Below are 23,847 nucleotides of genomic sequence, written 5' to 3'. Positions count from 1 at the left end.
CTTGCTCACAACCCCAGATACGTCTTGAGTTCGAACGGCGTCACGTGGCTCCGGTACTCCTCCCACTCGCGACGCTTGTTGCGCAGGAAGAAGTCGAACACGTGCTCGCCGAGTGCTTCGGCCACCAACTCCGACTTCTCCATCTCGCGCAGCGCGCCGTCGAGGTTGCCGGGCAGTTCCCGGTAGCCCATGGCGCGGCGCTCGGCCGACGTCAACGCCCACACGTCGTCCTCGGCCTCGGGAGGAAGTTCGTAGCCCTTCTCGATTCCGCGCAGGCCCGCGGCGAGGAGCACCGCGAACGTCAGGTACGGGTTGCAGGCCGAATCGGGGCTGCGGATCTCGACGCGACGCGACGACGCCTTGTTCGGCGTGTACATCGGGACGCGGACCAGCGCCGACCGGTTGGACGGACCCCAGGACGCGGCGGTCGGGGCCTCGCCACCGTGGATCAGACGCTTGTAGGAGTTCACCCACTGGTTGGTGACGGCGCTGATCTCGTTCGCGTGCTCGAGGATGCCGGCGATGAACGCCTTACCGGTCTCCGACAGCTGCATCGGATCGTCCGGGTTGTGGAAGGCGTTGGTGTCGCCCTCGAACAGGCTCATGTGGGTGTGCATCGCCGAGCCGGCCTGGTCGCTGAACGGCTTCGGCATGAACGTGGCGCGCACGCCCTCGGCGATCGCGACCTCCTTGACGACGTAGCGGAACGTCATCACGTTGTCGGCCATCGACAGGGCGTCCGCGTACCGCAGGTCGATCTCCTGCTGGCCGGGAGCCGCTTCGTGGTGGCTGAACTCGACGGAGATGCCCATCGACTCGAGTGCGTCGATGGCGTGCCGGCGGAAGTTGGGAGCGGAGTCGTGGACCGCCTGGTCGAAGTAGCCGCCGGAGTCGGCGGGCTTCGGCGGAGTGCCGTCGATCGGCCCGTTCTCCAGGAGGAAGAACTCGATCTCGGGGTGCACGTAGCAGCTGAAGCCCAGATCGCTCGCCTTGTTCAGCTGACGGCGCAGCACGTGCCGCGAATCCGCCCAGGAGGGGGAACCGTCGGGCATGGCGATGTCGCAGAACATGCGCGCGGAGTGCTGATGTCCCTTGCTCGAACTCCACGGCAGCACCTGGAACGTGGAGGCGTCCGGCTTCGCGACCGTGTCCGCCTCGGACACCCGGGAGAAGCCCTCGATCGCGGATCCGTCGAAGCCGATGCCCTCCTCGAAGGCACCTTCCAGTTCCGCGGGGGCGATCGCCACCGATTTCAGGTATCCGAGAACGTCCGTGAACCACAATCGGACGAACCGAATGTCGCGCTCTTCGAGGGTGCGAAGCACGAATTCCTTTTGGCGATCCATGTCCGCGAGAGTAAGCAAAGTTCGTTAAATCTGTGTTACTTCGTTGATTCGACCATGCCGGATTCCGCATCGTGCCAGCGTGCGGGCACCTCGGCCGATCCCGTCACACGCGCGGGTCAGCACGCCAGGTCCGCGGGCGGCGCCGCGAGGTCGACCAGATAGTCCGTGACGGCGTCGTCGACGCACGCCTCGCCGTCGAGAACGACGGTGTGCTGAGTGCCCCGGTACGTGACGAGTGAGCCGTTCATCTGCTTCGCCAGATCCACGCCCGCCTGGTACGGCGTCGCCGGGTCCTCGGTCGTCGACACGACGACGACCGGCGGGATCCCGGGCGCCGACACGGTGTGTGGCGAGCCCGTGTTCGGCGCGGGCCAGAACGCGCAGACGTCCAGCGGCGCGCTGCCGGTGCCGCGGCCGTCGTCGAGGAACGGCGCCGCCTGGCGATACCGCACATCCGCCGCCCCGACCACCGCGCGGTCGGTGACCGGCGGATCGTCCATGCAGCGGATGGAATTGAAAGCGTCGTTGAGGTTGGAATACGTACCGTCGTCGGCGCGCCCCTCGTACAGATCGGCCAGCATCAGCAGCGAATCACCCGTCCCCGTCCGGAGGCTCTCCAGGCCGCCGCGGAGCGGGCCCCACAGATTCGGCGAGTACAGGGCCTGCTGGACGCCGGTGATCGCATCGGTGTAGCCGAGTCCGCGCGGGTCGGTGGTCGCGGCCGGCTTGTCGATCAGCGGGTCGACGAGTGCCCGGAACCTGGCGTTCGCCTGCGCCGGATCGGTGCCGAGCGGACAGTCCTGCTGCTGCATGCAATCCGCGGCGAACGCGTCGAACGCGGACTGGAATCCGGCCGCCTGCAGGATCACCTCCTCCGTCGGGTCCTGCTCGGGATCGAGGGCACCGTCGAGGACCATCGCGCGCACGTTGCCCGGGAACGTCTCCGCGTACGTCGAGCCGAGGCGGGTGCCGTACGAGTAGCCGAGGTAGTTGAGCTTCTCGTCACCGAGCACCGCCCGGATGACGTCCATGTCGCGCACCACGTCGTACGTTCCGACGTGTGCAAGGACGTCGACGCCGGTCCGCTCCGCGCACTTGTCCGCGTACTCGCGGTTCTCACCCTCCGTCTGCGCGATTCCGGCGGGACTCATGTCGACGTCGTCATCCTTACGACTCGCGTCCACCTCCGGCGGGGTCAGGCACGTCACCTGCGGCGTGGACGCGCCGACGCCGCGCGGATCGAAACCGATGACGTCGAACCGCTCCGCGATCTCGGTGCCGTCGGCCACGGACGCCAGCCCGATACCCGACGCCCCCGGGCCACCGGGGTTCACGAGCAGCGATCCGACCTTGTCGTCGGTCGCCTTCAACCGCGAGACGGCGATCTGTGCGGTGGCGCCCCCGGGGTTCGCGTAGTCGTTCGGCACGGTCACCTTCGCGCAGTCGAGAGTGTCGCCGAGCGGAGAACCATCCGTGCTGTACCCCTCGCACGAACCCCACTGCACCTGCTGTGTGTAGAACTCCTCGAGCCCCGCGGGAATCGGTCCGGCCGGAGCCGCTTCGGCCGCCGACGGCTCGGCGACGGCCTCACCTGCGTCCCGACCGCCTCCGGCACAGCCTGCGACGACAAGGACGACGGCGATGCACCCCGCGAACGCGGCCGGTACCCGAGCACTCTTCGACATACGACGATCGTGCCAGGGGTTTCGCGCCGTCAGGCCTTCCCGCAGGTCAGAGGACAGTCCGGGGGTGTGACCTATCGCACCCGCACGAGCCCTTCGCTCCCCCGCGGGCCGGTGGCAGACTGTAGGCGTCATCACCCGCACCCGGGGACCCGTCAAGGGCCTCGAGGCCAGAAAGGGACAACGATGTCCGATAGCAAGTCGTCCGCGAGCACGTCAGAAGATCGGCTCTACGGATCAGCACCATCGCACGACGTTCCCAAGCGCAAGACCCGAACCCACCACCTGCAGGCCATGAAGGCCGAGGGTGAACGCTGGGCGATGCTCACCGCCTACGACTACTCCAGCGCCCGCATCTTCGAGGAAGCCGGGATTCCCGTTCTCCTCGTCGGCGACTCGGCCGCCAACGTCGTCTACGGATACGAGACCACCGTCCCGGTCACGATCGACGAACTCCTCCCCCTCGTTCGCGGCGTCGTCCGCGGTGCGCCGCACGCTCTCGTGGTGGCGGATCTCCCGTTCGGCAGCTACGAAAGCTCCCCGGAGCAGGCCCTCGCGTCCGCGACCCGGTTCATGAAGGAGGGGCTGGCCCACGCGGTCAAGCTCGAGGGCGGCGAGCGCGTGGCGCCGCAGATCGCCGCCATCACCGCGGCAGGCATCCCCGTCATGGCCCACGTCGGGTTCACCCCGCAGAGCGTCAACTCGCTCGGCGGTTTCCGCGTGCAGGGCCGCGGCGACGCCTCCGAGCAGTTGGTCGCGGACGCGATCGCCGTGCAGGAGGCCGGCGCGTTCTCCGTCGTCATGGAGATGGTGCCCGCCGAGATCGCAGGCCAGGTCACCCGCAAGCTCACCATCCCGACCGTGGGTATCGGTGCGGGCGTCGAATGTGACGCCCAGGTCCTCGTGTGGCAGGACATGGCCGGCTACACCAGCGGCAAGACGGCGAAGTTCGTCAAGCGCTTCGGTAACGTCGGTGACGAGTTGCGTAGCGCGGCCGCCGCATACGCGACCGAGGTACGCGCCGGAACGTTCCCGGCGGAAGAGCACAGCTTCTAGGTCGTCCTCGACTCACCGGGCCGGCACACACTCGAGGGGGATGTTCATGGGACAGCGACACGTGCAGCGCACCGGACGTCGTCACCGTCTGGCCGTGGTGGCGGCCGGGACGGTGGCGGCCGCGGCGGTCGTCACGGGGTGCGCCGGACAGGGTCCCGCACCCGCGCCCGGCACCACCGCGCCCCCGGTACCGACCACCGCCGCGGTTCCCGGCACCGCCCTGGTACCGGGTGGTGTCACCGAGGCGCAGGCCGCCCAGCTGTGCACCGACCTCGAGGGTCAGTTGCAGAGTTGGCGCACCTACACCCCGACCATCGGCAAGACCGGGTTGAACGGTCTGGTCGGCACGTGGATCGCGAAGAACAACCTCAACGCGCTCGACTTTCTGCAGGACCGGGCCCGGATCGACGTGATCACGACGGCGGCCTGCCCCGGCATCCGGCAGGAAGCGGTGACTGCGCTGGAGATCCCCGATCTGGCGTCCGGCCTGATCGGGTTCTGAGGCCGACGTGACCCAGCTGCGCACCCTGTACCCGCCGCTCGAGCCGTACCAGTTCGGGCATCTCGATGTCGGCGACGGACAGCAGATGTACTGGGAGCAGAGCGGCAACCCCGACGGGAAGCCGGTGGTGTTCCTCCACGGCGGGCCCGGGGGCGGCACCGACCCCGCCCAACGACAGTTCTTCGACCCGCAGGTGTACCGGATCGTGCTGCTCGACCAGCGCGGATGCGGACGTTCCACACCCCACGTCGCCGACGGGGCCGATCTGTCGGTCAACACCACCGACCGTCTCCTCCGCGATGTGGAGTTGCTGCGCACCCATCTCGGCATCGACCGGTGGCAGGTCTTCGGCGGGTCGTGGGGCTCCACACTGGCACTCGCCTACGCCCAGAAGCATCCCGACCGGGTCACCGAGCTGGTGCTGCGCGGCATCTTCCTGCTGCGCCGCAGCGAAATCGACTGGTACTACAACGGCGGTGCCGGACACCTGTTCCCCGAACTGTGGGAGGAGTTCCTGGCGCCGGTGCCGGAGTCGGAGCGGGGTGGCGATCTCGTCGAGGCCTACCACCGGCTCCTGCAGTCCGACGATCCCGACGTCGCGACGCGGGCGGCGGTCGCGTGGTCCACGTGGGAGGGCGCGACGAGTTCGCTCCTCCCCAAACCGGAACGGGTGGTGGAGACGTCAAAGCCGAGGTTCGCGCTGGCCTTCGCCCGCATCGAGAACCATTACTTCCACAACTGCGGGTTCCTGGACGAGGGCCAGCTTCTCCGCGACGCCGCCGCACTGGACGGCATTCCGGGCGTGATCGTGCAGGGTCGCTACGACGTGGTGTGCCCGGCGACCAGTGCGTGGGCGCTTCACCGGGCCTGGCCGGGTTCGCGGCTCGAGATCGTCGACGACGCGGGACACTCCGCGATGGAACCGGGCATCGTCCATCACCTCGTCGAGGCAACGGACCGGTTCCGCGACTGACGCGCTATGCGGGGTACCCGAACTCGACGGTCCGCTTCGCGGCGTCGGCGGAGACGAGCCTGATTTTCACCTGTTCGCCCTCGGCCGGGTCGCCCACGCATTTCGCCATCACGGACACCGACGGGACGAACACGTCCGCGGTGCGCTTGCCGTTCCGTGACCGCAGCACGGTCGCGTCGAACGTCTCCCCCACCCGGTCGGCGAGCACGGTCGCTTCGGTGAGGTCGATGCAGGCACGGTCGATCTTGCTCGCGAGGGAATCCGAGCCGACCATGATCTCGGGCATAGAGGCGAGGGCGTCCCGCGCCCAGGACGGCACCGGCGTTCCGGCGGCGACGGCGAGGCACACCTCCGTGGAGTACCGGTCCGAGAGCCGGCGCAGCGGCGCGGTCACGTGGGCGTACGGGGCGCCGATGGCGGCGTGCGCGGTCAGGTCCGGCAGGGCGCCGTCGAACGCCGCGTAGTCGGCGCCCCGCAGCAGTGACGGCGCCTCGGTCATCAGCACCAGCGTCGACGCCGAATTCGGGTCGAGCCGCGCCAGGAGTTCACCGACACCGACGCTCTCGGGCCAGTCGATCCCCAATGCCGCCGCCGTGCGTCGCAGCGCGTCGACCGCGTCCGGTCCGGCGGGCGGCAGGGTGCGGAGCAACCCGACCTTCGCGTCGAGCATCATGGCCGCGGCGCACATTCCGGTGAGGAGCGAAACCTCGGCGTTCCAGTCGTCGGCCTCCGTGCGGGGCGCGAGATCGACGCGCCAGCCGTCCCCGTCCGGCACCACTTCCTGCTCGGGGAGCCGGAGTTCGATCGCGCCGCGCGCCACCGCCGCCGCCGTGCGGAGCCGGCCGAACTCCGGCAGCGACGCGATGGACGGATGCAGTCGTCCCGCCTCCGAATCGGCCTGCACACCGGCGTAGTCCAGCCGCGCCACGGAACGGACCGTGGCACGGGACACCGTGCAGGACACCGGTTCGGCCGACTCGTCGAGTTCGATCCGCCACACCACCGCCGGGCGATCCTCGTCCGGGAGGAGACTCGCGGATCCCTCGGAGAGTTCCTTCGGGTGCAGCGGCACCTTGCCGTCAGGGAGGTAGAACGTCTGCCCGCGTTTCCGGGTCTCCACGTCGAGCACCCCACCGGGCCGCACGACCGCGCCGACGTCCGCGATCGCGTAGTGCAGGACGAATCCGTCGTGTGTCCGCTCGAGGTGCAACGCCTGATCGAGATCGAGGGAATCGGGCGGATCGATGGTGACGAACGCCAGATCGGTGCGGTCCTCCCGCTCGGACGCGTACCGGTCGGACGCCGCCCGCGCCTGCGCGACCGCCGCGGGCGGATAGCCCTCCGGCAGGTGGAATTCGGTGCGCACGGTGCCGAAATCGATTCCGCGCGCTACGAAACGACTCATCGGCATCTCACGCACACCCTGTCCGCAACGCTAGTTGTTCCACTCCTCGTCTGCCCGGTCCGCCGCCTTGTTCCGCTCCGCGGCGATCTGCAGCGCCTTCTCGGCCGAGTCCCGGTCGGGGTAGGGACCCATCCGGGACATCGACGATGCCGCCTTCCCCTGCGTGACCGTGCCGTCCTCGACGTTGTAGTACCAGAGATGATCTTCGTCAGTCATGTCCTCAGTGTGGCACCGGTGGGACGGATGGAGTTGTGGATCACGCTCAGACTGTTACCCTCGGAGACCTGTCCGGTGATACGTTCCCCGGCGCCGGTCAGTGCGGTGCCGATGGCCCGTCTTTCCGTGCGCAGTGCCCGAACAGAGAATGGAGCGAGCATGTCGACGATCATTTTTGATCAGCTACTTCCCTACCTCGGTGCCGAAGGCGCCACGTACTGGGCCCAACTGCTGATGGTCGATCCCGTCTGAGGCTGTCGACCAGTCGATACCTCGAAGCCCCCGCCGGCACCGAACGGCGGGGGCTTCGTCGTGTTCGCAGGATGCCCGCGACACATTCGTGACGAATCATCGAACGCTTCGCCCTGCCCCCGGGACGGGACGTCTCTAGGCTGACCTGATGGCAGTGAATCCAGCGATCGAGGGTCGTGTCTACCCACCGACCGAGCCCTACCTCGTCGGCCGCGAGAAGATCCGGGAGTTCGCCCGCGCCGTCTTCGCCACCAACCCCACCTCGTTCGACGTCGACCGTGCCCGCGCCGCCGGTCACGCCGATCTCGTTGCCCCGCCCACGTTTCCCGTCATCGTGCAGGAACGTGCACTGGCCCAGCTCGTCGCCGATCCGACGTCGGGAATCGAGCCGGTCAATCTGGTGCACAGTACCGAACACGCCACGTCCATCCGCCCGGTCGTCGCGGGCGACGAACTCTCCGCGGTGCTCACCGTCACGAACGTGACGTCACGCGGTCCGCACACGCTGCTCGTCGCCGACATCGAGATCCTCGACGCCACAGGCGATCACGTGAGCACGATGACGTCGACGCTGTTCATCAGGGGGGACGGGGAATGACCGCCCCGCAACGAATCCTGCTCGGCGACACCGTCGCCAAAGCCCGATACCACGTGACCCGGGAATCCCTGGTCCGCTATGCCGGAGCGTCCGGCGACTTCAACTCCATCCACTACCGGGACGACGTCGCGGACGCCGTGGGCCTGCCCGGTGTGCTGGCGCACGGCATGCTGACGCTGGCACTGGCCACGCAGTGCATCGTCGACTGGCTGGGTGACCCGGCGCGGGTCACCGGATACCGCGCCCGCTTCACCAAGCCGGTGATCGTCGACCCGGACGAGGGTGCGGTCGTCGAGGTCGTCGCGAAGGCCGCGCAGGTCGACGAGGCGGCGGGCACCGCGAGGATCGACCTGACGGTGACGTTCGACGGACACACCGTGCTCGGCAAGTCGCAGGTCTGGATTTCACTGCGCTGAGCACGCCCGACATACTGAGCCGATGATCGGTGTCGTGGTGACCGCGTTCGCGGTGCTCGGGCTCCTGACCGTCATTCCGGGCCCGGACATGGCGGTGGTGACGCGCGCGGGCTTGTGTGGTGGACGCAGCGCCGCGCTGCGGGCCACGTTCGGTGTGGTCGCCGGGTTGATGGTGTGGGGCGCGCTGACCGTCGTCGGACTCGGCGCGGTGCTCGCCGCCTCCGCGGAGGCGTACACCGTCGTGAAGATCGTCGGCGGGATGTACCTCGTGTATCTGGGACTCTCCACCCTTTGGCGCAGCCGGTCGCGAAAGCGCACCGCCGAGGCCGAACCGGCACCCGCTCCGTCGCCGGGGTCGAGTTGGCGGGCCGGGTTCCTGACGAACCTCCTGAACCCCAAGATCGCAGTGTTCTACACCGGCCTGCTCCCCCAGCTGGTTCCGCCCGGATGGCCGACCGCCCCGACACTGGCATTGCTCGTGCTCGTCCACGGGCTCCTCGGGATCCTCTGGCTCGGCGCGTACAGCCTCCTGCTGACGCGTGCGCGCACCACGCTGGAGAAGCCGTCGGTGCGACGGGTCCTGGATCGGATCACCGGAACGGTCCTCTTCGGTTTCGGTGCCGTGGTCGTCGCCGAGGCGCGGTAGGAGCGAGGTCAGTCCGGGCAGTCGCGGGAACTGGCCGAGCTGCCGCCGAGCAGAATCGTACTGATCAGATTGGGGTCGTCGGTCATCGGGACGTGCCCGATGCCGGGCAAAACCAGTATCCTCGCCTGCGGGAAGAATCGGCGCACCCGTCGTGCCTGGTAGACAGGCAGAATCAAGTCGCGCCGCCCCCACGCCACGGTGACCGGAACCGTCGCGTCGACGACCGGCGGGAGATCGAACGAGGCCGTCATCCCCTTGTCGACCAGGGCATTCGTGGTGAGCGAGTGCGCGTCGATCACGGCATCCTCGTAGGGCACCCGGCTGGGCCGCGCAAAGAAGGCGGCGAGCGAGGGATAGCGGACAGCCTTGTAGCGCAGCGCCTTCGGAGCGTTCGGCCCCAGTGCCCGGGTGAGTCCGCGCAGGGCCCGGAACGTGTAGATGGTGCGGGCCTGATCGGCGTGGTTGACGAAGAAGCCGGCCGGTGAGAGCGCCGTGGCCGAGGCGACCTCGCCCCGGGCCGCGAGAGCGAGGGACAGCCAGCCTCCGAGCGAGTTTCCGGCGACGTGCGGCCGTTCACCGGGCGGCGTCACCGAGCGGACGAACCCGCTCAGTTCCTCGAGGAGTTGATCCATCGTGTCCGGGCCGTCGTCGAGCACGGCCGATTCTCCGTGTCCCGGAAGGTCGACGGTCACCACTCGTCGATAGGGCGTCAATTGGTCCAGGAGTGCATTCCAGGCCTGCCGGCGATGCACCACTCCGTGCACGAGTACCAGAGTGGGGCCGGAGCCGGCGATGTCGTGAGGCAAGTCCATGGACAGATGTTACCGCTATCGCGAGTAACATCTACCACCGCCGATCAGTGGGGCCCCGTCGCCCACGAATGTGGGCGACGGGCCCCGACATCGACCCCGATTCGGGTCGGTCGGGCCGATGCGGGAAAGATGCTAACCGGTCTGTTTGTTACTCGCCAGTCGGGGTCGTGGCCAGCGCCGACGCGGACAGAGCGCGGACGAGTTGGCGTGTAAGCCGGATCCTGTCCCCGAGCGCCGAAGCGCCGGGTGGCGACCATCCATCTGGGCACACCGTCGCCGGGTACCTCGAGCGGTTCACCCGCAGGCTCGGGCGAGCAGCCCTCGAACACCTGCGCAGCCGCACCGGGATCCCGGAGGATCCGATGCGGCCTTCAACCTTGCTCCGGGCGGGGTTTACCTAGCCACCCCGGTCACCCGGGGTGCTGGTGCGCTCTTACCGCACCGTTTCACCCTGACCGACGCCTCACCCCGGAGGATGTGGCGTCGGCGGTCTGTTTTCTGTGGCACTGTCCCGCGAGTCACCTCGGGTTGCCGTTAACAACCGCCCTGCTCTGTGGAGTCCGGACTTTCCTCGACTCGGGGCCTGTGCACTGATGTGCTGGTTCCCTGTGCCGCGGTCGCCCGGCCAACTCGTCCGCCCGATCAGCCTACAGTTCGCGCGAACGTGTCATGCCGCCGCACTATGGTCTGTTCATGACCCGATACGCCGCCCTCCTGCGCGGTATCAATGTGGGCGGCATCAACATCAAGATGGCCGACCTCCGCAGCACCTTCGTCGATCTGGAATTCGAGAACGTGAAGACCGTTCTCGCGTCGGGCAACGTGCTCTTCGATTCCGACCGCGACGACGTCCCCGCACTGAAGAGTGAGATCGAAACCGGGCTGCGTGCCGAATTCCACTACGAAGCCTGGGTTTTCGTACTCGACCTCGACACGGTCCGGAAGATCGTCGACGACTACCCGTTCGACCCCGAGCGAGAAGGCTGGCACCCGTATGTGCTGGTGACGCCCGAACCCGAGGTCCTGGACACACTTCTGAGCATCCGGGACGAGCTGGATCCGGACGTCGAACGGGTGCAGGCCGGTGACGGCGTCCTGTACTGGGAAGTCGAGCGGGGTATGACGCTGAAGAGCCGGTTCGGCAAGAGCACCGGCGCTCCCAAGCTCAAGGCGTTCACCACGACCCGGAATCTGCGCACGCTCCACAAGCTCCTGAAGTGACCCCTCGGTGACGGTTCTGGCGGTGGCGCTCGTCGCCGGAGTCCTCGTCTTCGCGGTCGTGCGTCCACGCAGGCTGCCCGAGATCGTCGCGGCCGCACCGGCCGCCGTCGTCGTGCTGGCCACCGGTCTGGTGACGCCGTCGGAGGCCTGGGACGAAGTGTCGGAGATGGCCCCGACCGTCGGGTTCCTGGCGGCGATCCTCGTCCTTGCGCACCTCGCGGACGCCATGGGTGTGTTCACCTGGATCGCGGGCCGGTTGCGGCGCGGAGCGCGCGGGGATCCGAAGAGGTTGCTGACTCTCGTATTCGCGGCGGCGGCTCTGACCACCGCGGTGCTGAGTCTCGATGCGACGGTGGTCCTGCTGACACCGGCGGTGATCGCCACGGCCCGCTCGCTGCGGATGGATCCGCGCCCCCATTCGTACGCCACCGCTCACCTGTCGAACACCGCATCGACCCTGCTGCCCGTGTCCAACCTGACGAACCTCATCGCGTTCTCGGCGACCGGGTTGAGCTTCCTGCATTTCACCGCCGTGATGGCACTGCCGTGGGCGGTGGCGATCATGGTCGAGCTGATCCTGTTCCGCGTATTCTTCCGGCGTCACCTCGTCCGGCCCGAGGCCGAGCCGGAGCCGAAACGCGATCCTCAGGCGCCGGCGGCCGCGCTGTCGATCATCGCGGCCACACTCCTGGGGTTCGCCGTGTCCGGCTTCGTCGGGGTCGCACCGGCATGGGTGGCCGCGGCGGGGGCGATCGTGCTGGGCGTCGTCGCCCTGCGCGACGGCCGGACCAGCGTGGGCCGGATCGTGTATTCGATCGACGTGTGGTTCTGCGCGTTCGTCCTGATCCTCGGCGTCGTCGTGGCCGGGGTCGCGAACGGTCCGATCGGCGACTGGATCGCCACCCGGCTGCCGACCGACACGTCGTTCACGGCGTTGCTCACGATGGCCGTCGTCGCCGCGGTCGCCGCGAATCTGGTGAACAACCTCCCCGCCACGCTGCTCCTGCTGGCAGCGCTCGGACCGCACGCTCCGACCGGACTCGTTCTGGCGATGCTGCTCGGTGTGAACCTCGGCCCCAACCTCACGTACGTGGGGTCGCTGGCAATCATGCTGTGGCGGCGCGTGGCCGCGCGGGCCGGATCTCCCGCAGATCTCCGGACGTTCACCATTCTCGCGCTGGTGACCACGCCGTTGACCCTGCTTGCTGCGGTCGTTGCCCTCTGGGCCTGTGAGTACTTGTCAACCGCCCGCGGTTGACAAGTACTCACAGGTGGGAGGTGTCGTTGACCAGGCGGACGGACGAGCCGCCGTCGGGATAGAACTCGGCGATGCTCAGCGACGCCAGATCCAGATGCAGCCGGTACAGAAGGGAGGGTCCCGCGTCGAGCGCCAGCTGCAACAGCGTCTTGATGGGCGTCACGTGGGTGACCACGAGGATGGTGGAGCCGCCATAGGTGGCAGTGAGGTCGTCGCGGACCTTCAGGATCCGCTCACGCACCTCGTCGAAGCTCTCCCCCGACGGCGGGCACACCGAGGTGTCCGACAACCACTTGCGGTGCAGTTCCGGGTCGCGGTCGGCAGCTTCCCGGAACGTAAGACCCTCCCACTCGCCGAAGTCGGTTTCGGTGAGGCCCTCGTGCACGGTGACCGGGAGTCCGAGCACCTTCGCCGCCGCCGTGGCGGTCTGCTGCGCGCGCCCCAGCGGGGACGACACCACGGCCGCGATTCCGTTGTTGCCCGCGAAGCGGGCGGCCGCGCCGTTCGCTTGGGCCTGCCCGATCTCGGTGAGAGCCGGGTTCCCGCGACCCGAGTACCGCCGGTCGACGGACAGCGCGGTCTGCCCGTGCCGGAGCAGCAGCATCCGGGTCGGGGCGTCCGTCGTGTCCATCCAGCCCGGTGCCGCGGGGGTGGTCTTCTCCGACTGGACGGCAGCAGGTTCCGGTTCGGCGTCGGAATTGCCGTCGGCGCCGTCCATGGCTTCGTTGGCGAGGCGGTCGGCGTGCGCGTTCTCGGCCCTCGGAATCCACGTGTACGTCACAGAATCGAACTGCCGGGCGAGTGTGGACGCCTTCCGCTGCAGCGGAATCATGTCCGGGTGCTTCACCTTCCAGCGCCCGGACATCTGCTCGACCACCAGCTTGGAGTCCATCCGCACGTCCACCTCGGACGCACCGAGATCGGCGGCGGCATCGAGACCGGCGATCAGGCCCCGGTACTCGGCGACGTTGTTCGTGACGATCCCGAGGGCCTTCTTGCGCTCGGCGAGGACGGTGCCCTGGGCGGCGTCGAACACCACGGCCCCGTAGCCCGCGGGTCCGGGATTGCCGCGGGAACCACCGTCGGCCTCGACGACGACCCGACCGGCACTCACAGACCCGACTCCTTGGTGCGCACCAGGATCGCGCCGCATTCGGAGCAGCGCGCCACGACGTCGGGTGCCGAGGCGGTGATGCGGGAGATCTCGCCGCGGTCGAGTTCGATGCGGCACGCTCCGCAGCGCCGCGCCTGCAGCAGCGCCGCTCCGACACCGTTCTGGCTGCGCTGCTTCTCGTAAACGGTGATCAGGTCGGCGGGGAACTGGTCGGCCAGCGCCGTGCGGTCGCGGATGCAGCGCTGCTCGGCGGCGTCCAGGTCCGCGACGGCGTCGTCCCGGCGGCGGGCGGCGTCGATGAGGTCTTCCTCGATCTGCGACAGCTGCGCACCCGCATGATCGTGGTCGGACTGCGACGCCTCGCGTCGTTCCATCACCTCGAGCAATTCGTCCTCGAGCAGTCCCTGACGGCGGACGAGGCTGCCGAGTTCGTGTTCGAGTTCGGTGAGCTGCTTCGATCCGACCGTTCCGCTTTGGAGCAGCGTGCGGTCGCGGTCCTCGCGCTGGCGGACGGCGTCGACCTCACCTTCGAGCTTGCGGATGTCGCGGTCGAGATCGTCGAGGACGATTTCGACGGCTACGGCCGCGTCCTTACGGGTGACGCGTTCCGCCTCGAGCCGCTCGACTTCCTGACGCTCCGGAAGCGCGGTGCGTCGGTGGGCGATCCTCGACAGCTCCGCATCGACGCCGGCGAGGTCGAGAAGCTTGGACTGCACCTGTGGTTCGACGTTCACGCGTGGTAACTCCTGCTGTCTTCTGTGAAGGGTTCTGGTGTGCAGATTGCTGGGTGTCAACCGTACCCCGGCGGATCACGGGTTTCGGCCGGACGGCGCTACGACGGCGACGCGCTGACCGACCACGGATCGGTCCGTACGGCCGACACCCGAACCTGCCATTCGGGTGTCCGACCGAAAGCGGTGTCGAGGACGCCCTTGGCCTGGCCGCACCACGGCTGCTCGCTCGCCCAGTGCGCGACGTCGATCAGGGCCGGACCTCCGGCGCGCAGGTGCTCGTCCGCCGGGTGGTGTCGCAGATCGGCGGTGACGTAGGCGTCCACGCCGAGTCGTGCGACGGCGTCCAGGTACGAGTCGCCCGAGCCGCCGCACACCGCGACGGTGCGGATCGTGGCTTCGGGGTCGCCCGCGGCTCGCACTCCCCACGTCGTGGCGGGCAGCGCGTCCGCCACCCGGTCGGTGAATTCCCGCAGCGACAGCGGCTCGGAGAGCTCCCCGACCCGCCCGAGGCCGCGGGGTCCGGGAAAGGTCGCCATCTCGAAGACGTCGAATGCGACCTCCTCGTACGGGTGGGCGGCGCGCATCGCGGCGAGCACCTTCAGCCGGATGCCGCGCGGGGCGATCACCTCCACCCGGCTCTCCTCCACACGTTCGAGCGCACCGACCGCGCCGAGGGTGGGGTTCGCGCCGTCGGTCGGGAGGAACTGGCCCTGTCCGGTGACGGACCAGCTGCAGTCGCGGTAGTTGCCGATGCGTCCGGCGCCCGCGTCGAACAGTGCGCGGCGCACCGTGTCGGCGTCGCCGGCCGGGACCAGGACGACCCACTTGTCCAGGTTCTCGGTGGGGTGCGGGTCGATCGGTCCGGTGACGGTGAGTCCGAGCGCCGCGGCCAGGGCGTCGGAGACGCCGGGGGCCGCGGAATCGGCGTTGGTGTGCGCGGTGAACAGGGCGCATCCGGCCTTGATCAGCTTGTGGACGAGAGCGCCCTTCGGCGTGTGGGCGCCGACGGTGTCGACACCGCGCAGCAGCAGCGGGTGGTGGACGAGGAGAAGGTCGGCGCCTGCGTCGATCGCCTCGTCGACCACCGCGGCGGTCGGATCGACCGCGATCGTCACCGTCGCCACCGTGTCGTCGGGGTCGCCGCAGACGAGGCCGACGGAGTCCCACGACTCGGCGAGCGCGGGCGGGTACGCCGCATCCAGGGTCGCGATCACGTCGGCGAGACGCACCGGGTTCACATGATCTCCTTCATCGCGTCGATCAGGACATCGGTCTGCTCGCGGGGGCGCACCGCGACCCGGAGGAGGTCGGGACCGAGTCCGGGGAACGTGTCGCATCGCCGCACGGCGATGCCCCGCTCGCGCAGTTGCTTCCGCACGAGTTCGCCGTCCGGCAGTCGGAGCAGCAGGAACGGTGCGACGGCGGGCTGGTGCACCGCGACGCCGATCTCACTCAGCCGCCGGATCAGGTAGTCCCGCCATTCACCCAGCACGACGGCGTGCTCCCGGGCGGCGGCGACGGCGTCCGGTTCGCTGCACGCGGCGATCGCCTCCACCTGCAGGCTTCCCAGTGGCCAGTGCGCCCGCCCCACCTGCAGGCGTTCGAGGATCTCCGGGGAGCCGAGCGCGTACCCGCAGCGCAGTCCGGCCAGTGCCCACGTCTTGGTGAGGCTGCGCAGCACCAGCACGTCGGGCAGCGAACGACCGGCGAGCGACTCGACCTCGCCCGGCACCGCGTCGGCGAACGCCTCGTCGACCACGACGATCCGGCCGGGGCGGCGCAGCCGCAGGATCTCCTCCGCCGGGTGCAGCACCGAGGTGGGGTTGGTCGGGTTGCCGATCACCACCAGGTCGGCGGATTCGGGGACCGCGGCGGAGTCCAGAACGTACGGATCGCCGAGCAGCACCTGCGTGACGGGAACGTTCGCCTCCCGCAGCGCCCACTCCGGTTCCGTGAACGACGGATGGATCAGCGCCGCCTCCCGGACTCCGAGCCGCGGGAGCATGGAGAAGCCCTCGGCCCCACCCGAGAGGAGCAGCACCTCGTCGGGCGAGCGGCCGTGCCGGGATGCCACGGCGGTCCGGGCGGCGCGATCGGCCGCGACGGTGGGGTAGGAACCCAGGCGCTGCAACGCGTCCGCGAGGCGCAGTCGCAGCCATTCCGGTGGCCTGTCGCCCTGCACGTTCACTGCGAAATCGAGGAGACCGGGCCCCGCATCCACGTCTCCGTGATGACGCAGGCTCTCCCGGCTACCGGCACGAATGTCCACAGCTGTCGAGCCTAGGGGACAATGGTCCGGTGACATCTCTCTCCACCTCCCCGTCCTCCGCCCCTTCTGCCCTGTCGGCTCCGATCGTGCTGTTCGATCTCGACGGCACGCTCACCGACTCCGCGCCCGGCATTCACGCCGGGTTCCGTCATGCGCTCGAGACGATCGGGCAGCCGGAACCGACCGACGAGATGATCGACGCCGTCATCGGCCCGCCGATGATCGACACGTTCCGGTCGATGGGCCTGGACGAGGACGTCGTGCAGCACGCGGTCGCGGCCTACTTCGAGCGCTACGACAACGTGGGGTGGGCGGAGAACGCCGTCTTCGACGGCATCGAGCAGGTGCTGATCGACGCCCGCGACAGCGGCAGACGGCTCGCCGTCGCCACGTCGAAGTCCGAGCGGTTCGCGATCCGCATCCTCGAACACTTCGAACTGGCCCACTACTTCGAGTTCATCGGCGGCGCCAGCGACGACGGCAGTCGCCGCGCCAAGTCGGACGTGATCGCCCACTCCCTCCGGAACCTGGGAGTCACCGCCACCGAGGGCGCCACCCCCGACGTCCTCATGGTCGGCGACCGTGACCACGACGTCCTCGGTGCCGCGCACTGGGGCATCCCCGCGGTGTTCGTCGAGTGGGGCTACGGTTTCCCGGCCGAGGCCGAGCGCGCGCACACGACGGCGCAGACCGTCGCCCACCTCGGGAAGATGCTCGATGCCGCGGCCTGACACCCCGCTGCACGTGACGTTCGTGTGCACCGGCAACATCTGCCGCTCCCCCATGGCCGAGAAGATCTTCGCCGAACACCTCCGCCGGGAAGCCCTCGACGACCGGGTGATGGTGAGCAGCGCCGGGACCCACGGCTGGCACGTCGGCCGCGAGGCCGACATCCGCACCAACGAGATCCTGAAGCTGAACGGCTATCCGACGGGCCACACGGCGGCGGAGGTCGGACCGTTCCATCTCGGCGCCGATCTGATCGTCGCTCTCGCCGCGAACCACGACCGTGAGCTTGCCCACATGGGCGTGCCCGACGAACGCCGCCGGCTGCTCCGCAGTTTCGACCCGGACGCGGACGCGTCGTCCGTCCCCGACCCGTTCTACGGCGACCTCGAGGACTTCGAACGAGTCCGCGTGCAGATCGAGGCCGCGGTGCCCGGGCTGCTCGACTGGGTGCGCAGCCGGTAACCCACGATCAGGGTCCCCACCTGCGAGCGGCTACCGTGGAGGCGTGCGAAGGCTGAGATTTCTGCTGCGACCCGGCTGGTTGGTGTTGGCCCTGGTGGTCGCCGGATTCGCGTTCATGTGTTTCTACGTGCTCGCGCCGTGGCAACTCGGCAAGAACACGTCGACGGAGCACCGAAACCAGCTGATCGCCGACTCGGTCGACGCCGACCCCGTCCCGCTGGAGACGTTGCTGTCCGGCGCGGCCCCGAATCCGGACGACGAGTGGCGCCGCGTCACCGCGACCGGGTCCTACGTCCAGAACAGTGATCTGCTGGTCCGGTTGCGGTCCATCGAATCGCAGCCCGCGTACGAGGTCCTGACCCCGCTGCAACTGACCGACGGTCGCACGATCCTGGTCAACCGCGGCTACGTCCGACCGGTCCAGGGAACCGAGCCGCCGCCGGTGGATCCGCCACCGGCCGGGCAGGTGACGCTCGACGGTCGCGTCCGCAAATCCGAGGGCACCATCCCCGGCAAGGAGCCGATCACCGAGAACGGGCTCCGCCAGGTGTATTACATCGACGCGGATCAGATCAGCGGTTTCATCGGCATCGATCTCGTCGACGCGTACGTGCAACTCGAACCCGATCAGCCCGGCGGCCTCGGGACCATCGCGCTCCCGCAACTCGACGCGGGCCCGTACCTGTCGTACGGCTTGCAGTGGCTGGCGTTCGGCATCATGGCCCCGCTCGGCCTGGCCTACTTCATCCGCGCGGAGTGGCGGGAACGCCGCAAGGAGAAGTCCGCGAAGCCTTCCGGAGACACCGCTCCGGCTCCCGCACCGGTGGCCCGGAAGAAGCCGTTCACCCGAAGCAAGCCGGTGGAGTCAGCGCCGCGGACGGCGGCGGAAGCGAAGCTGGCCGACCGCTACGGCAAGGGCCGCTGACACCAGCGCCGCGCCGCCCTGCACCGCGGCGGACAGCCGCACCGCACGGTCGAGGTCGCCGGGCCGCGGCGACGGCCCGGAGCCGAGGGCGGGTCGCATCTCGACGCCGTGCGCATACTCGGTGCGCCCGCCCAGCGAGATCCCGAGGGCGCCCGCCGCGCTGGCCTCCGCAACACCCGCGTTGGGGCTGGGGTGCTGGGACGCGTCGCGCCGCCACGCCTCCCACGCCTCGGTCGGCGACCCGCCGACCGTCGGTGCGGCCGCGACGGACAGCGCACCCGTCAGGCGGGCGGGCAGCAAATTGAGGACGTCGTCCCACCGTGCCGCCGCCCAACCGAAGTTGGTGTACTTCGGCGAGCGGTACCCGACCATCGCGTCCAGGGTGTTGGACGCCCGGTAGGCGAACAGTCCCGGGATTCCGGCCACCGCGCCCCACACGAATGCCCCGACCGCCGAGTCGGACGTGTTCTCGGCCACCGACTCCAGCGTCGCCCGCGTCAGTCCGTCGACGCCGAGCACGCTGGGATCGCGACCGCACAGCGACGGCAGCAGGGCGCGTGCGGCGGCAAGATCGTCCGCCTCCAGATGTGCGGCCATGGTCGATCCGGTCCGTCCCAGCGACGTTCCGCCGAGCACGGCCCACGTCGCGACGGCCGTTCCGGCTGCCTCGCCTGCCCATCCCCCGCGCCGCGCCACCCGTGTCGCGCCGACCCCCAGACCCGCCGCGCCGCCGACGAGGACGGCCACGTGCAGCACCCCGGCCGACCGGGAGTTGCGGTACGTCGCCTTCTCCAATGCCATTGCAGTGCGACCGAATCCGGCCACGGGGTGCCACCGGGCCGGATCGGCGAACACGCGGTCGGCGACGAAGCCGAGAAGCAGGCCGGCAGCACGCGCGGTGGCGGGACGGGAGGTTCGATGCACGCCGATATTTGTATCAACTAACGTTGCAGTCGATGTAAAGGAGCGTCCCATGAGTGCCGCGATCGACGAGTACCTGGCAGGCAAGGACCCGGACGCCACCGAGCGCCTACTGCAGTTCCGTGACCTCGTTCTCGCGTGCGGCGAGGTGGACGAGCGCGTCCACCGGACCGAGATCGCGTGGGCTCGTGCCCGCGTCTTCGCTGCCGCGTTCATCTATTCGTCGCGGCTCGAGATCGCCCTCGACCTGCGCCGCCGCGTCCATCACCCGCAGCTACGCGAGGCGTTTCCCACCACGAAGACGGTGATCACGCACCGCTTGACGATCACCTCCGACGATCAGCTCGACGACACCCTGGCCGCGCTCCTCGCCGAGGCCTACGACACCGTGGGTCCGGGCACTCGCGCGCGCTAGCTGAGGGCACAATTGCGCACCGATTCGCCGGAAACCCGCGCAATAGCGTCGGCGTCTCACCAATCCGTCGGCAGCTGCGAACGACGCACCCGTTCCGGTCGGTATGTCGGATTCCTGAAACTCTGCTGAGTATCTCGCCAAGCACCCTTTCCTGCGCCTACCATGGTAAATGCCGCCTCGTTCCCCCCATTCAGGGGCGGCGCACGGCCCCGCCCTGCTCACATCTTCGGTGCTGACTCAACACACCCACGTGGCCCGGCGGGGTTCTGCGCGTCCGGTGGAATTCGTGTGAGGCATTGGTTTCGCCGACTGCGCCTGGGACGATCGACGTGTGGGCAACGACGTGACGAAGCTCGGCGACGACGAACTGATCGTCCAGCTGGACGAGTGCCGAGCTCGGCTCGGAGAGTCGATTGCGAACGACTACGGCTGCGAAACGGTGCGCGGCATCACCAGCCGGGTCGGGGAACTCGAGGCCGAAGCCGAACGCCGAGGCTTGCACACCCCTCGATGAACGACCGGAAGCTAGGTGCGCGTTGAGCGTGTCGTCGTGGGAGCAGACCACACCGGGGCCGCACCCCCGCCCTCCTCATAGCGGTCGATCTTCACGATGCCCGCCCCGGATTCGGCGGGCCGGTGTGTCTCGTTGACGGCCTGGAAGTCTGATTCGAAGGTCTTGTCGCTCGACGTGCCGTTGCGCAGCGTCACCTTGTACCTGGGCATGTCTGGAATATGCCACTGCAGGCGAAGCTGCGGGCGATGAACAGGTTAACTCCGCGAAACCTGTCACAACGCCGCAGCTGAACTGAAATAACACAAATCTGTGTCATTTCAGTCAGAACTGCTATCTTCGATACTGTGCCGTCCGACACACAGCTGATCTTCGCCGACCACGTCGGCCGCTTCTACGCACGCCGGTACGGATTCCCGCCGATGGCGGGACGGCTGCTGGGGTACCTGTTCGTCTGCGATCCGCCGCAACAGACGATCGACGAACTGGGCGGGGCGTTGCTGGCAAGCCGGAGTGCCGTCACCGGGGCGGTCAAGCTGCTCGAGGGCTACCGGATGGCGCGGCGGACCCGCGTGGCCGGCGAGCGGGTGGACCGGGTGAGCCTGGACCCGGCGAGTCAGCAACCGCAGAACTTCGATTCCGCCCTCCACCGCGAGCACGCGGCGCTGTTCCGGGAGGGATTGGCGCTGCTGGCCGATGCTCCACCCGAACGCCGCGCCCCACTCGAGGAGATGGTCGCGCTGGCCGACTTCCTCAGCGAGCGACTTCCGGCCCTGCTGGACGAGTGGCACACGCATCGCGACGCCCTCCGAGATCGGCAATTCAGGAAACTCGATCGAGAAGAGGAAGTACATCATGACTGAATCCGAGCTGTCCGCCCTGCGCGAGCAGGCCGACAACGGTGACTCGACGGCGCTCGACATCCTGATCGAGCTCGCCGGCGAACGGGGTGACATGGACGAACTCAGGCGCCTCGCCGACAACGGCAGCTCCGACGCGGCCGACCAGCTCGTCGAACTCGCCACGGAGCTGGGCGATTTGAACGAACTCCGCCGACTCGCCGACAACGGCAATATCACCGCCGCAGAGCAGCTGATGGATCTCACCGAGGAGTGAGATGGAGTGAGCGGCAGCCGAACGCGGGTACCACGGTGAACACCGGCATCGAGAAAGCCCCGACCTGCGCGGAAACGCAGATCGGGGCTTTGCCTGACGGTGGGCGCGGAGGGTTTCGAACCCCCGACCGCTGGTGTGTAAAACCAGAGCTCTACCACTGAGCTACACGCCCGAACATCCGGCGAGAACCTCGCCGGATGCGCATCAGGACTCTAGCGTGGCGAGCGCTTTCTCCCAAGCTCCCTGGTCACGGGCCTCTCCGGGCCCATTCATCTCGGCGAACCGGATGACGCCTTCTTTGTCGATGACGAAGGTGCCGCGGTTCGCGAAGCCCAGCTTCTCGTTGAAGACGCCGTACTGCTGCGCGACCGAACCGTGCGGCCAGAAGTCGGCGAGCAGCGGGAAGGTGTATCCCTGCTCGGCGGACCAGATCTTGTGTGTCGGCGACGCACCGACGGAGAGCGCGAGAATCGCAGTCTCGTCGTTCTCGAACTTCGGCAGTTCGTCGCGAACCTTGCAGAGTTCACCCTGACACGTTCCGGTGAACGCGAGGGGGTAGAACACGAGCAGGACGTTCTTCTTTCCGCGGTAATCGGAAAGCGTCACTTCCTGATTGTTCTGGTCCTTGAGGGTGAAATCGGGGGCGGTGGTGCCCACCTCGAGCGGCATGACGTAATCCTTCGGTGAGTGAACGAAAAGGTGAGACTGCTCAGCGCTTGTTCGCGGGACGCGACTTCGGCTGAACCAGACGGCTTCCCGACCAGTCCCCGAGATTTGCCGCCGACGTCTGGGTGAGACCGGCTGTGGGTGCGGACTCGGCGATCTCGCTGGGCTCCACGTGACCGGGCTGACCGGTCTTGGGGGTGAGGACCCACACGAATCCCTCGTCGGCCAGGGGGCCGATGGCATCCATGAGGGCGTCGACGAGGTCTCCGTCTTCGTCGCGCCACCACAGCAGCACGACGTCGATCACCTCGTCGGAATCCTCGTCCAGCAGTTCTCCACCGATGGTGTCCTCGACCGCGGCACGCAGGTCGTCGTCGGTGTCCTCGTCCCAGCCCAGTTCCTGTACCGCCATGTCGGCAGTGATCCCGAGTTTCTGAGCGTAGTTTTGGGCGTCCGCCGCGGCGACCACGGTGGGGTCCTCCTTTTGTTGACGGTGCTCGGATACCCGAACACCGTGCCGGATGAAGATCAATTAGGTGAAAGCGAACATGCTCGAACGCTTTCGCGCAAGCCGACCACGCGAATTTTTCTCAGAAAGTAGTGATGCGTGGTCATCGACAGAGCCTACGGTGCGGGAGTCACGATGTGGGGCAGGCGGCCCGAATCGAGTCGCTGAGCTCGTCTCCACGGCTGGCGAGCGTGTTCAGAATGTCTCCGCGTTGCCCACCGTCGACGGCAGCCGCGAGTTCCCGATAGTTGTTCGAGTAATCGGTGAGCAGTCCGGTCAGCTCGGCCGGAAGCGTGGGTGTGGCAGCATTCGCCCCGTCGGCCGCCGCCCGAAGTGCCGCCGCCGCGGCGCTCGCCTTCGCACCGGTGTCCGCGGCGTCGGCGTTGGCGGCGTCGATGAAGGCGTTGTAGGTGTCGATGGTGTCGCCGGCACGGTTCACGAACATCGTGCACTGCTCCACGAGCGCCTCCCGCTCGGTCGCGGCCTTCTGTGAGGACGACGCGGCCACCGATGAGGACGTCGCCTCCGCGGCGTACTCGGCAGCCTGAGAATCGTTCTGCTGCGCGGTCCCCTCGATCGTGCCGCCGCATCCGGCGATGACGCTCACACCGACGATGGCCGCGACGGCAGCACTCGCCGGCCCCCAGCGGCGCGACGACGTGCGCATTCGTCTCCCCCATGTTTTCGACGACATCGATAAGTTCAACATTCGGCCCCGGATCTGCGCAAACGCTACCGGAGAGTAACCCGAACACAGTGTGCCGACTGAGCCGCGATGGTGAAAGATAAGGGTTGCGCCATATTCATAAAGGAGATGGGTCGGGCCTAACAAGGCCGCGATCGCATGGAGAGGACGCCACACCGCGCGTCCCACCACAATGAGGAGCAACGTTGTCAGACCTGATCCAGGGACCCGCGTCTCAACCGGATTCCGCCGTACCCGGCGCCGGAGCGGCCCAACCTTCCAACCCCAGTGCGACCCCGGGTTCCGACGGCCGCGTTCGCGTCATCCGTGAGGGTGTTGCGTCTTATCTGCCGGATATCGACCCGGACGAGACCACGGAGTGGTTGGAATCGTTCGATGGACTGTTGGA

At 68.3% G+C, this 23,847-nt stretch carries 31 protein-coding genes, 1 tRNA gene and 1 other RNA gene; 16 read left to right on the top strand and 17 right to left on the bottom strand.

Annotation, left to right across the window (positions count from 1 at the left end):
- Positions 1-5 precede the first annotated feature (5 nt).
- Both glnA and ACFWAY_RS33575 read right to left on the bottom strand, forming a co-directional pair.
- Entirely contained in the window at positions 6-1,346 is a 1,341-nt protein-coding gene (glnA, locus tag ACFWAY_RS33580) for a type I glutamate--ammonia ligase (protein ID WP_005247775.1), read from the bottom strand.
- Positions 1,347-1,462: 116 nt separating this feature from the next.
- Positions 1,463-3,031 (bottom strand): alpha/beta hydrolase, encoded by a 1,569-nt coding sequence (locus ACFWAY_RS33575; RefSeq protein ID WP_378513579.1) that lies wholly within the window; start codon positions 3,029-3,031, stop codon positions 1,463-1,465.
- Positions 3,032-3,214: 183 nt separating this feature from the next.
- On the opposite strand from ACFWAY_RS33575, the gene panB reads away from it, so the two are divergent.
- From panB to pip, 3 genes are read left to right on the top strand one after another with little or no spacing between them, the layout of a single operon-like run.
- Positions 3,215-4,084 (top strand): 3-methyl-2-oxobutanoate hydroxymethyltransferase, encoded by an 870-nt coding sequence (panB, locus tag ACFWAY_RS33570; protein WP_378456811.1) that lies wholly within the window; start codon positions 3,215-3,217, stop codon positions 4,082-4,084.
- A 40-nt stretch (positions 4,085-4,124) separates the two neighbouring features.
- Positions 4,125-4,586, top strand: a complete 462-nt coding sequence (locus tag ACFWAY_RS33565) for a hypothetical protein (protein WP_378513578.1) — start codon at positions 4,125-4,127, stop codon at positions 4,584-4,586.
- 7 nt (positions 4,587-4,593) lie between these two features.
- Complete coding sequence (gene pip, locus ACFWAY_RS33560) at positions 4,594-5,559, top strand: prolyl aminopeptidase (protein WP_378513577.1); 966 nt, start codon at positions 4,594-4,596, stop codon at positions 5,557-5,559.
- 4 nt (positions 5,560-5,563) lie between these two features.
- On the opposite strand, the gene ACFWAY_RS33555 is transcribed toward pip, so the two are convergent.
- From ACFWAY_RS33555 to ACFWAY_RS33545, 3 genes are read right to left on the bottom strand one after another with little or no spacing between them, the layout of a single operon-like run.
- A complete protein-coding gene (locus ACFWAY_RS33555) occupies positions 5,564-6,964 on the bottom strand; it encodes an RNB domain-containing ribonuclease (protein ID WP_378456814.1) in 1,401 nt (466 codons plus the stop codon).
- Between the two features lie 30 nt (positions 6,965-6,994).
- Positions 6,995-7,180 carry a hypothetical protein gene (locus tag ACFWAY_RS33550; protein WP_073368463.1) on the bottom strand — a complete coding sequence of 62 codons (186 nt, stop codon included), beginning with the start codon at positions 7,178-7,180 and terminating at the stop codon, positions 6,995-6,997.
- Positions 7,177-7,341: a hypothetical protein gene (locus tag ACFWAY_RS33545; protein WP_378456815.1), complete on the bottom strand. Its 165-nt coding sequence runs from the start codon at positions 7,339-7,341 to the stop codon at positions 7,177-7,179. The genes ACFWAY_RS33550 and ACFWAY_RS33545 overlap by 4 nt, the downstream gene beginning before the upstream one ends.
- A 239-nt stretch (positions 7,342-7,580) precedes the next feature.
- Here ACFWAY_RS33545 and ACFWAY_RS33540 point away from each other — a divergent pair, with 239 nt between their 5' ends.
- The 3 genes from ACFWAY_RS33540 to ACFWAY_RS33530 are packed head-to-tail and all read left to right on the top strand — an operon-like array spanning position 7,581 to position 9,092.
- A complete protein-coding gene (locus ACFWAY_RS33540) occupies positions 7,581-8,030 on the top strand; it encodes a MaoC family dehydratase N-terminal domain-containing protein (RefSeq protein WP_378456816.1) in 450 nt (149 codons plus the stop codon).
- Positions 8,027-8,446, top strand: a complete 420-nt coding sequence (locus tag ACFWAY_RS33535) for a MaoC/PaaZ C-terminal domain-containing protein (RefSeq protein WP_378456817.1) — start codon at positions 8,027-8,029, stop codon at positions 8,444-8,446. The genes ACFWAY_RS33540 and ACFWAY_RS33535 overlap by 4 nt, the downstream gene beginning before the upstream one ends.
- A 22-nt stretch (positions 8,447-8,468) precedes the next feature.
- The gene (locus tag ACFWAY_RS33530; RefSeq protein ID WP_378513576.1) at positions 8,469-9,092 is read left to right on the top strand and encodes a LysE family translocator; all 624 of its coding nucleotides are present in this window, start codon (positions 8,469-8,471) and stop codon (positions 9,090-9,092) included.
- Between the two features lie 8 nt (positions 9,093-9,100).
- Here ACFWAY_RS33530 and ACFWAY_RS33525 read toward each other — a convergent pair whose 3' ends face one another.
- Both ACFWAY_RS33525 and rnpB read right to left on the bottom strand, forming a co-directional pair.
- A complete protein-coding gene (locus ACFWAY_RS33525; protein ID WP_378513575.1) occupies positions 9,101-9,904 on the bottom strand; it encodes an alpha/beta fold hydrolase in 804 nt (267 codons plus the stop codon).
- 194 nt (positions 9,905-10,098) lie between these two features.
- Positions 10,099-10,537, bottom strand: an RNA gene (gene rnpB / locus ACFWAY_RS33520) — RNase P RNA component class A.
- Positions 10,538-10,597: 60 nt separating this feature from the next.
- On the opposite strand from rnpB, the gene ACFWAY_RS33515 reads away from it, so the two are divergent.
- Positions 10,598-11,125 carry a DUF1697 domain-containing protein gene (locus ACFWAY_RS33515; protein WP_378513574.1) on the top strand — a complete coding sequence of 176 codons (528 nt, stop codon included), beginning with the start codon at positions 10,598-10,600 and terminating at the stop codon, positions 11,123-11,125.
- 7 nt (positions 11,126-11,132) lie between these two features.
- Positions 11,133-12,383: an SLC13 family permease gene (locus tag ACFWAY_RS33510; protein ID WP_378456821.1), complete on the top strand. Its 1,251-nt coding sequence runs from the start codon at positions 11,133-11,135 to the stop codon at positions 12,381-12,383.
- A 7-nt stretch (positions 12,384-12,390) separates the two neighbouring features.
- Here the strand turns inward: ACFWAY_RS33510 and ACFWAY_RS33505 are convergent, their stop codons facing one another.
- From ACFWAY_RS33505 to cobC, 4 genes are all read right to left on the bottom strand, one after another.
- Positions 12,391-13,497: a bifunctional RNase H/acid phosphatase gene (locus ACFWAY_RS33505; protein ID WP_378513573.1), complete on the bottom strand. Its 1,107-nt coding sequence runs from the start codon at positions 13,495-13,497 to the stop codon at positions 12,391-12,393.
- Positions 13,494-14,231, bottom strand: a complete 738-nt coding sequence (locus tag ACFWAY_RS33500) for a zinc ribbon domain-containing protein (protein WP_378456823.1) — start codon at positions 14,229-14,231, stop codon at positions 13,494-13,496. The genes ACFWAY_RS33505 and ACFWAY_RS33500 overlap by 4 nt, the downstream gene beginning before the upstream one ends.
- 98 nt (positions 14,232-14,329) lie before the next feature.
- Positions 14,330-15,469 (bottom strand): Nif3-like dinuclear metal center hexameric protein, encoded by a 1,140-nt coding sequence (locus tag ACFWAY_RS33495; protein ID WP_378456824.1) that lies wholly within the window; start codon positions 15,467-15,469, stop codon positions 14,330-14,332.
- Positions 15,466-16,500, bottom strand: a complete 1,035-nt coding sequence (gene cobC, locus ACFWAY_RS33490; RefSeq protein WP_378513572.1) for an Rv2231c family pyridoxal phosphate-dependent protein CobC — start codon at positions 16,498-16,500, stop codon at positions 15,466-15,468. Before cobC ends, ACFWAY_RS33495 begins: the two co-directional genes overlap by 4 nt.
- A gap of 29 nt (positions 16,501-16,529) precedes the next feature.
- Between cobC and ACFWAY_RS33485 the strand changes: the two genes are divergently transcribed.
- From ACFWAY_RS33485 to ACFWAY_RS33475, 3 genes are read left to right on the top strand one after another with little or no spacing between them, the layout of a single operon-like run.
- Entirely contained in the window at positions 16,530-17,231 is a 702-nt protein-coding gene (locus tag ACFWAY_RS33485) for an HAD-IA family hydrolase (protein ID WP_378456826.1), read from the top strand.
- A complete protein-coding gene (locus ACFWAY_RS33480; protein ID WP_378513571.1) occupies positions 17,218-17,691 on the top strand; it encodes a low molecular weight protein-tyrosine-phosphatase in 474 nt (157 codons plus the stop codon). Before ACFWAY_RS33485 ends, ACFWAY_RS33480 begins: the two co-directional genes overlap by 14 nt.
- A gap of 43 nt (positions 17,692-17,734) precedes the next feature.
- Positions 17,735-18,616 carry an SURF1 family protein gene (locus ACFWAY_RS33475; protein ID WP_378456828.1) on the top strand — a complete coding sequence of 294 codons (882 nt, stop codon included), beginning with the start codon at positions 17,735-17,737 and terminating at the stop codon, positions 18,614-18,616.
- On the opposite strand, the gene ACFWAY_RS33470 is transcribed toward ACFWAY_RS33475, so the two are convergent.
- Entirely contained in the window at positions 18,557-19,540 is a 984-nt protein-coding gene (locus ACFWAY_RS33470) for a cobalamin biosynthesis protein (protein ID WP_378513570.1), read from the bottom strand. The genes ACFWAY_RS33475 and ACFWAY_RS33470 overlap by 60 nt on opposite strands.
- A gap of 49 nt (positions 19,541-19,589) precedes the next feature.
- Between ACFWAY_RS33470 and ACFWAY_RS33465 the strand changes: the two genes are divergently transcribed.
- Both ACFWAY_RS33465 and ACFWAY_RS33460 read left to right on the top strand, forming a co-directional pair.
- Complete coding sequence (locus ACFWAY_RS33465) at positions 19,590-19,952, top strand: DUF5655 domain-containing protein (protein WP_005247817.1); 363 nt, start codon at positions 19,590-19,592, stop codon at positions 19,950-19,952.
- 331 nt (positions 19,953-20,283) lie between these two features.
- On the top strand, positions 20,284-20,466 hold the full coding sequence (locus ACFWAY_RS33460) for a hypothetical protein (RefSeq protein WP_378513569.1): 183 nt from the start codon (positions 20,284-20,286) through the stop codon (positions 20,464-20,466).
- Positions 20,467-20,477: 11 nt separating this feature from the next.
- Here ACFWAY_RS33460 and ACFWAY_RS33455 read toward each other — a convergent pair whose 3' ends face one another.
- The gene (locus ACFWAY_RS33455; protein WP_378456831.1) at positions 20,478-20,675 is read right to left on the bottom strand and encodes a hypothetical protein; all 198 of its coding nucleotides are present in this window, start codon (positions 20,673-20,675) and stop codon (positions 20,478-20,480) included.
- Between the two features lie 135 nt (positions 20,676-20,810).
- Between ACFWAY_RS33455 and ACFWAY_RS33450 the strand changes: the two genes are divergently transcribed.
- Together ACFWAY_RS33450 and ACFWAY_RS33445 are read left to right on the top strand one after the other, a co-directional pair.
- Positions 20,811-21,326 (top strand): GbsR/MarR family transcriptional regulator, encoded by a 516-nt coding sequence (locus tag ACFWAY_RS33450; protein ID WP_378513568.1) that lies wholly within the window; start codon positions 20,811-20,813, stop codon positions 21,324-21,326.
- Positions 21,319-21,579 (top strand): hypothetical protein, encoded by a 261-nt coding sequence (locus ACFWAY_RS33445; protein ID WP_378513567.1) that lies wholly within the window; start codon positions 21,319-21,321, stop codon positions 21,577-21,579. Before ACFWAY_RS33450 ends, ACFWAY_RS33445 begins: the two co-directional genes overlap by 8 nt.
- Positions 21,580-21,679: 100 nt before the next feature.
- Here ACFWAY_RS33445 and ACFWAY_RS33440 read toward each other — a convergent pair.
- The 4 genes from ACFWAY_RS33440 to ACFWAY_RS33425 form a co-directional block, all read right to left on the bottom strand.
- Positions 21,680-21,751: transfer RNA gene (locus tag ACFWAY_RS33440), tRNA-Val, on the bottom strand.
- A gap of 32 nt (positions 21,752-21,783) precedes the next feature.
- Positions 21,784-22,248 (bottom strand): peroxiredoxin, encoded by a 465-nt coding sequence (locus ACFWAY_RS33435; RefSeq protein ID WP_378456845.1) that lies wholly within the window; start codon positions 22,246-22,248, stop codon positions 21,784-21,786.
- Positions 22,249-22,288: 40 nt separating this feature from the next.
- Positions 22,289-22,714: a DUF3052 domain-containing protein gene (locus ACFWAY_RS33430; protein ID WP_005247829.1), complete on the bottom strand. Its 426-nt coding sequence runs from the start codon at positions 22,712-22,714 to the stop codon at positions 22,289-22,291.
- 169 nt (positions 22,715-22,883) lie between these two features.
- Positions 22,884-23,420: a hypothetical protein gene (locus ACFWAY_RS33425; protein WP_378456846.1), complete on the bottom strand. Its 537-nt coding sequence runs from the start codon at positions 23,418-23,420 to the stop codon at positions 22,884-22,886.
- Between the two features lie 224 nt (positions 23,421-23,644).
- On the opposite strand from ACFWAY_RS33425, the gene ACFWAY_RS33420 reads away from it, so the two are divergent.
- Positions 23,645-23,847: hypothetical protein (locus ACFWAY_RS33420; RefSeq protein WP_378456847.1), on the top strand; the 203-nt coding region annotated here is incomplete at its 3' end.

Origin of the sequence: Rhodococcus sp. NPDC059968, assembly GCF_042738615.1 — a bacterium.
Classification (GTDB): domain Bacteria; phylum Actinomycetota; class Actinomycetes; order Mycobacteriales; family Mycobacteriaceae; genus Rhodococcus_F.
This window is presented reverse-complemented; position numbering and strand designations above follow the sequence as displayed.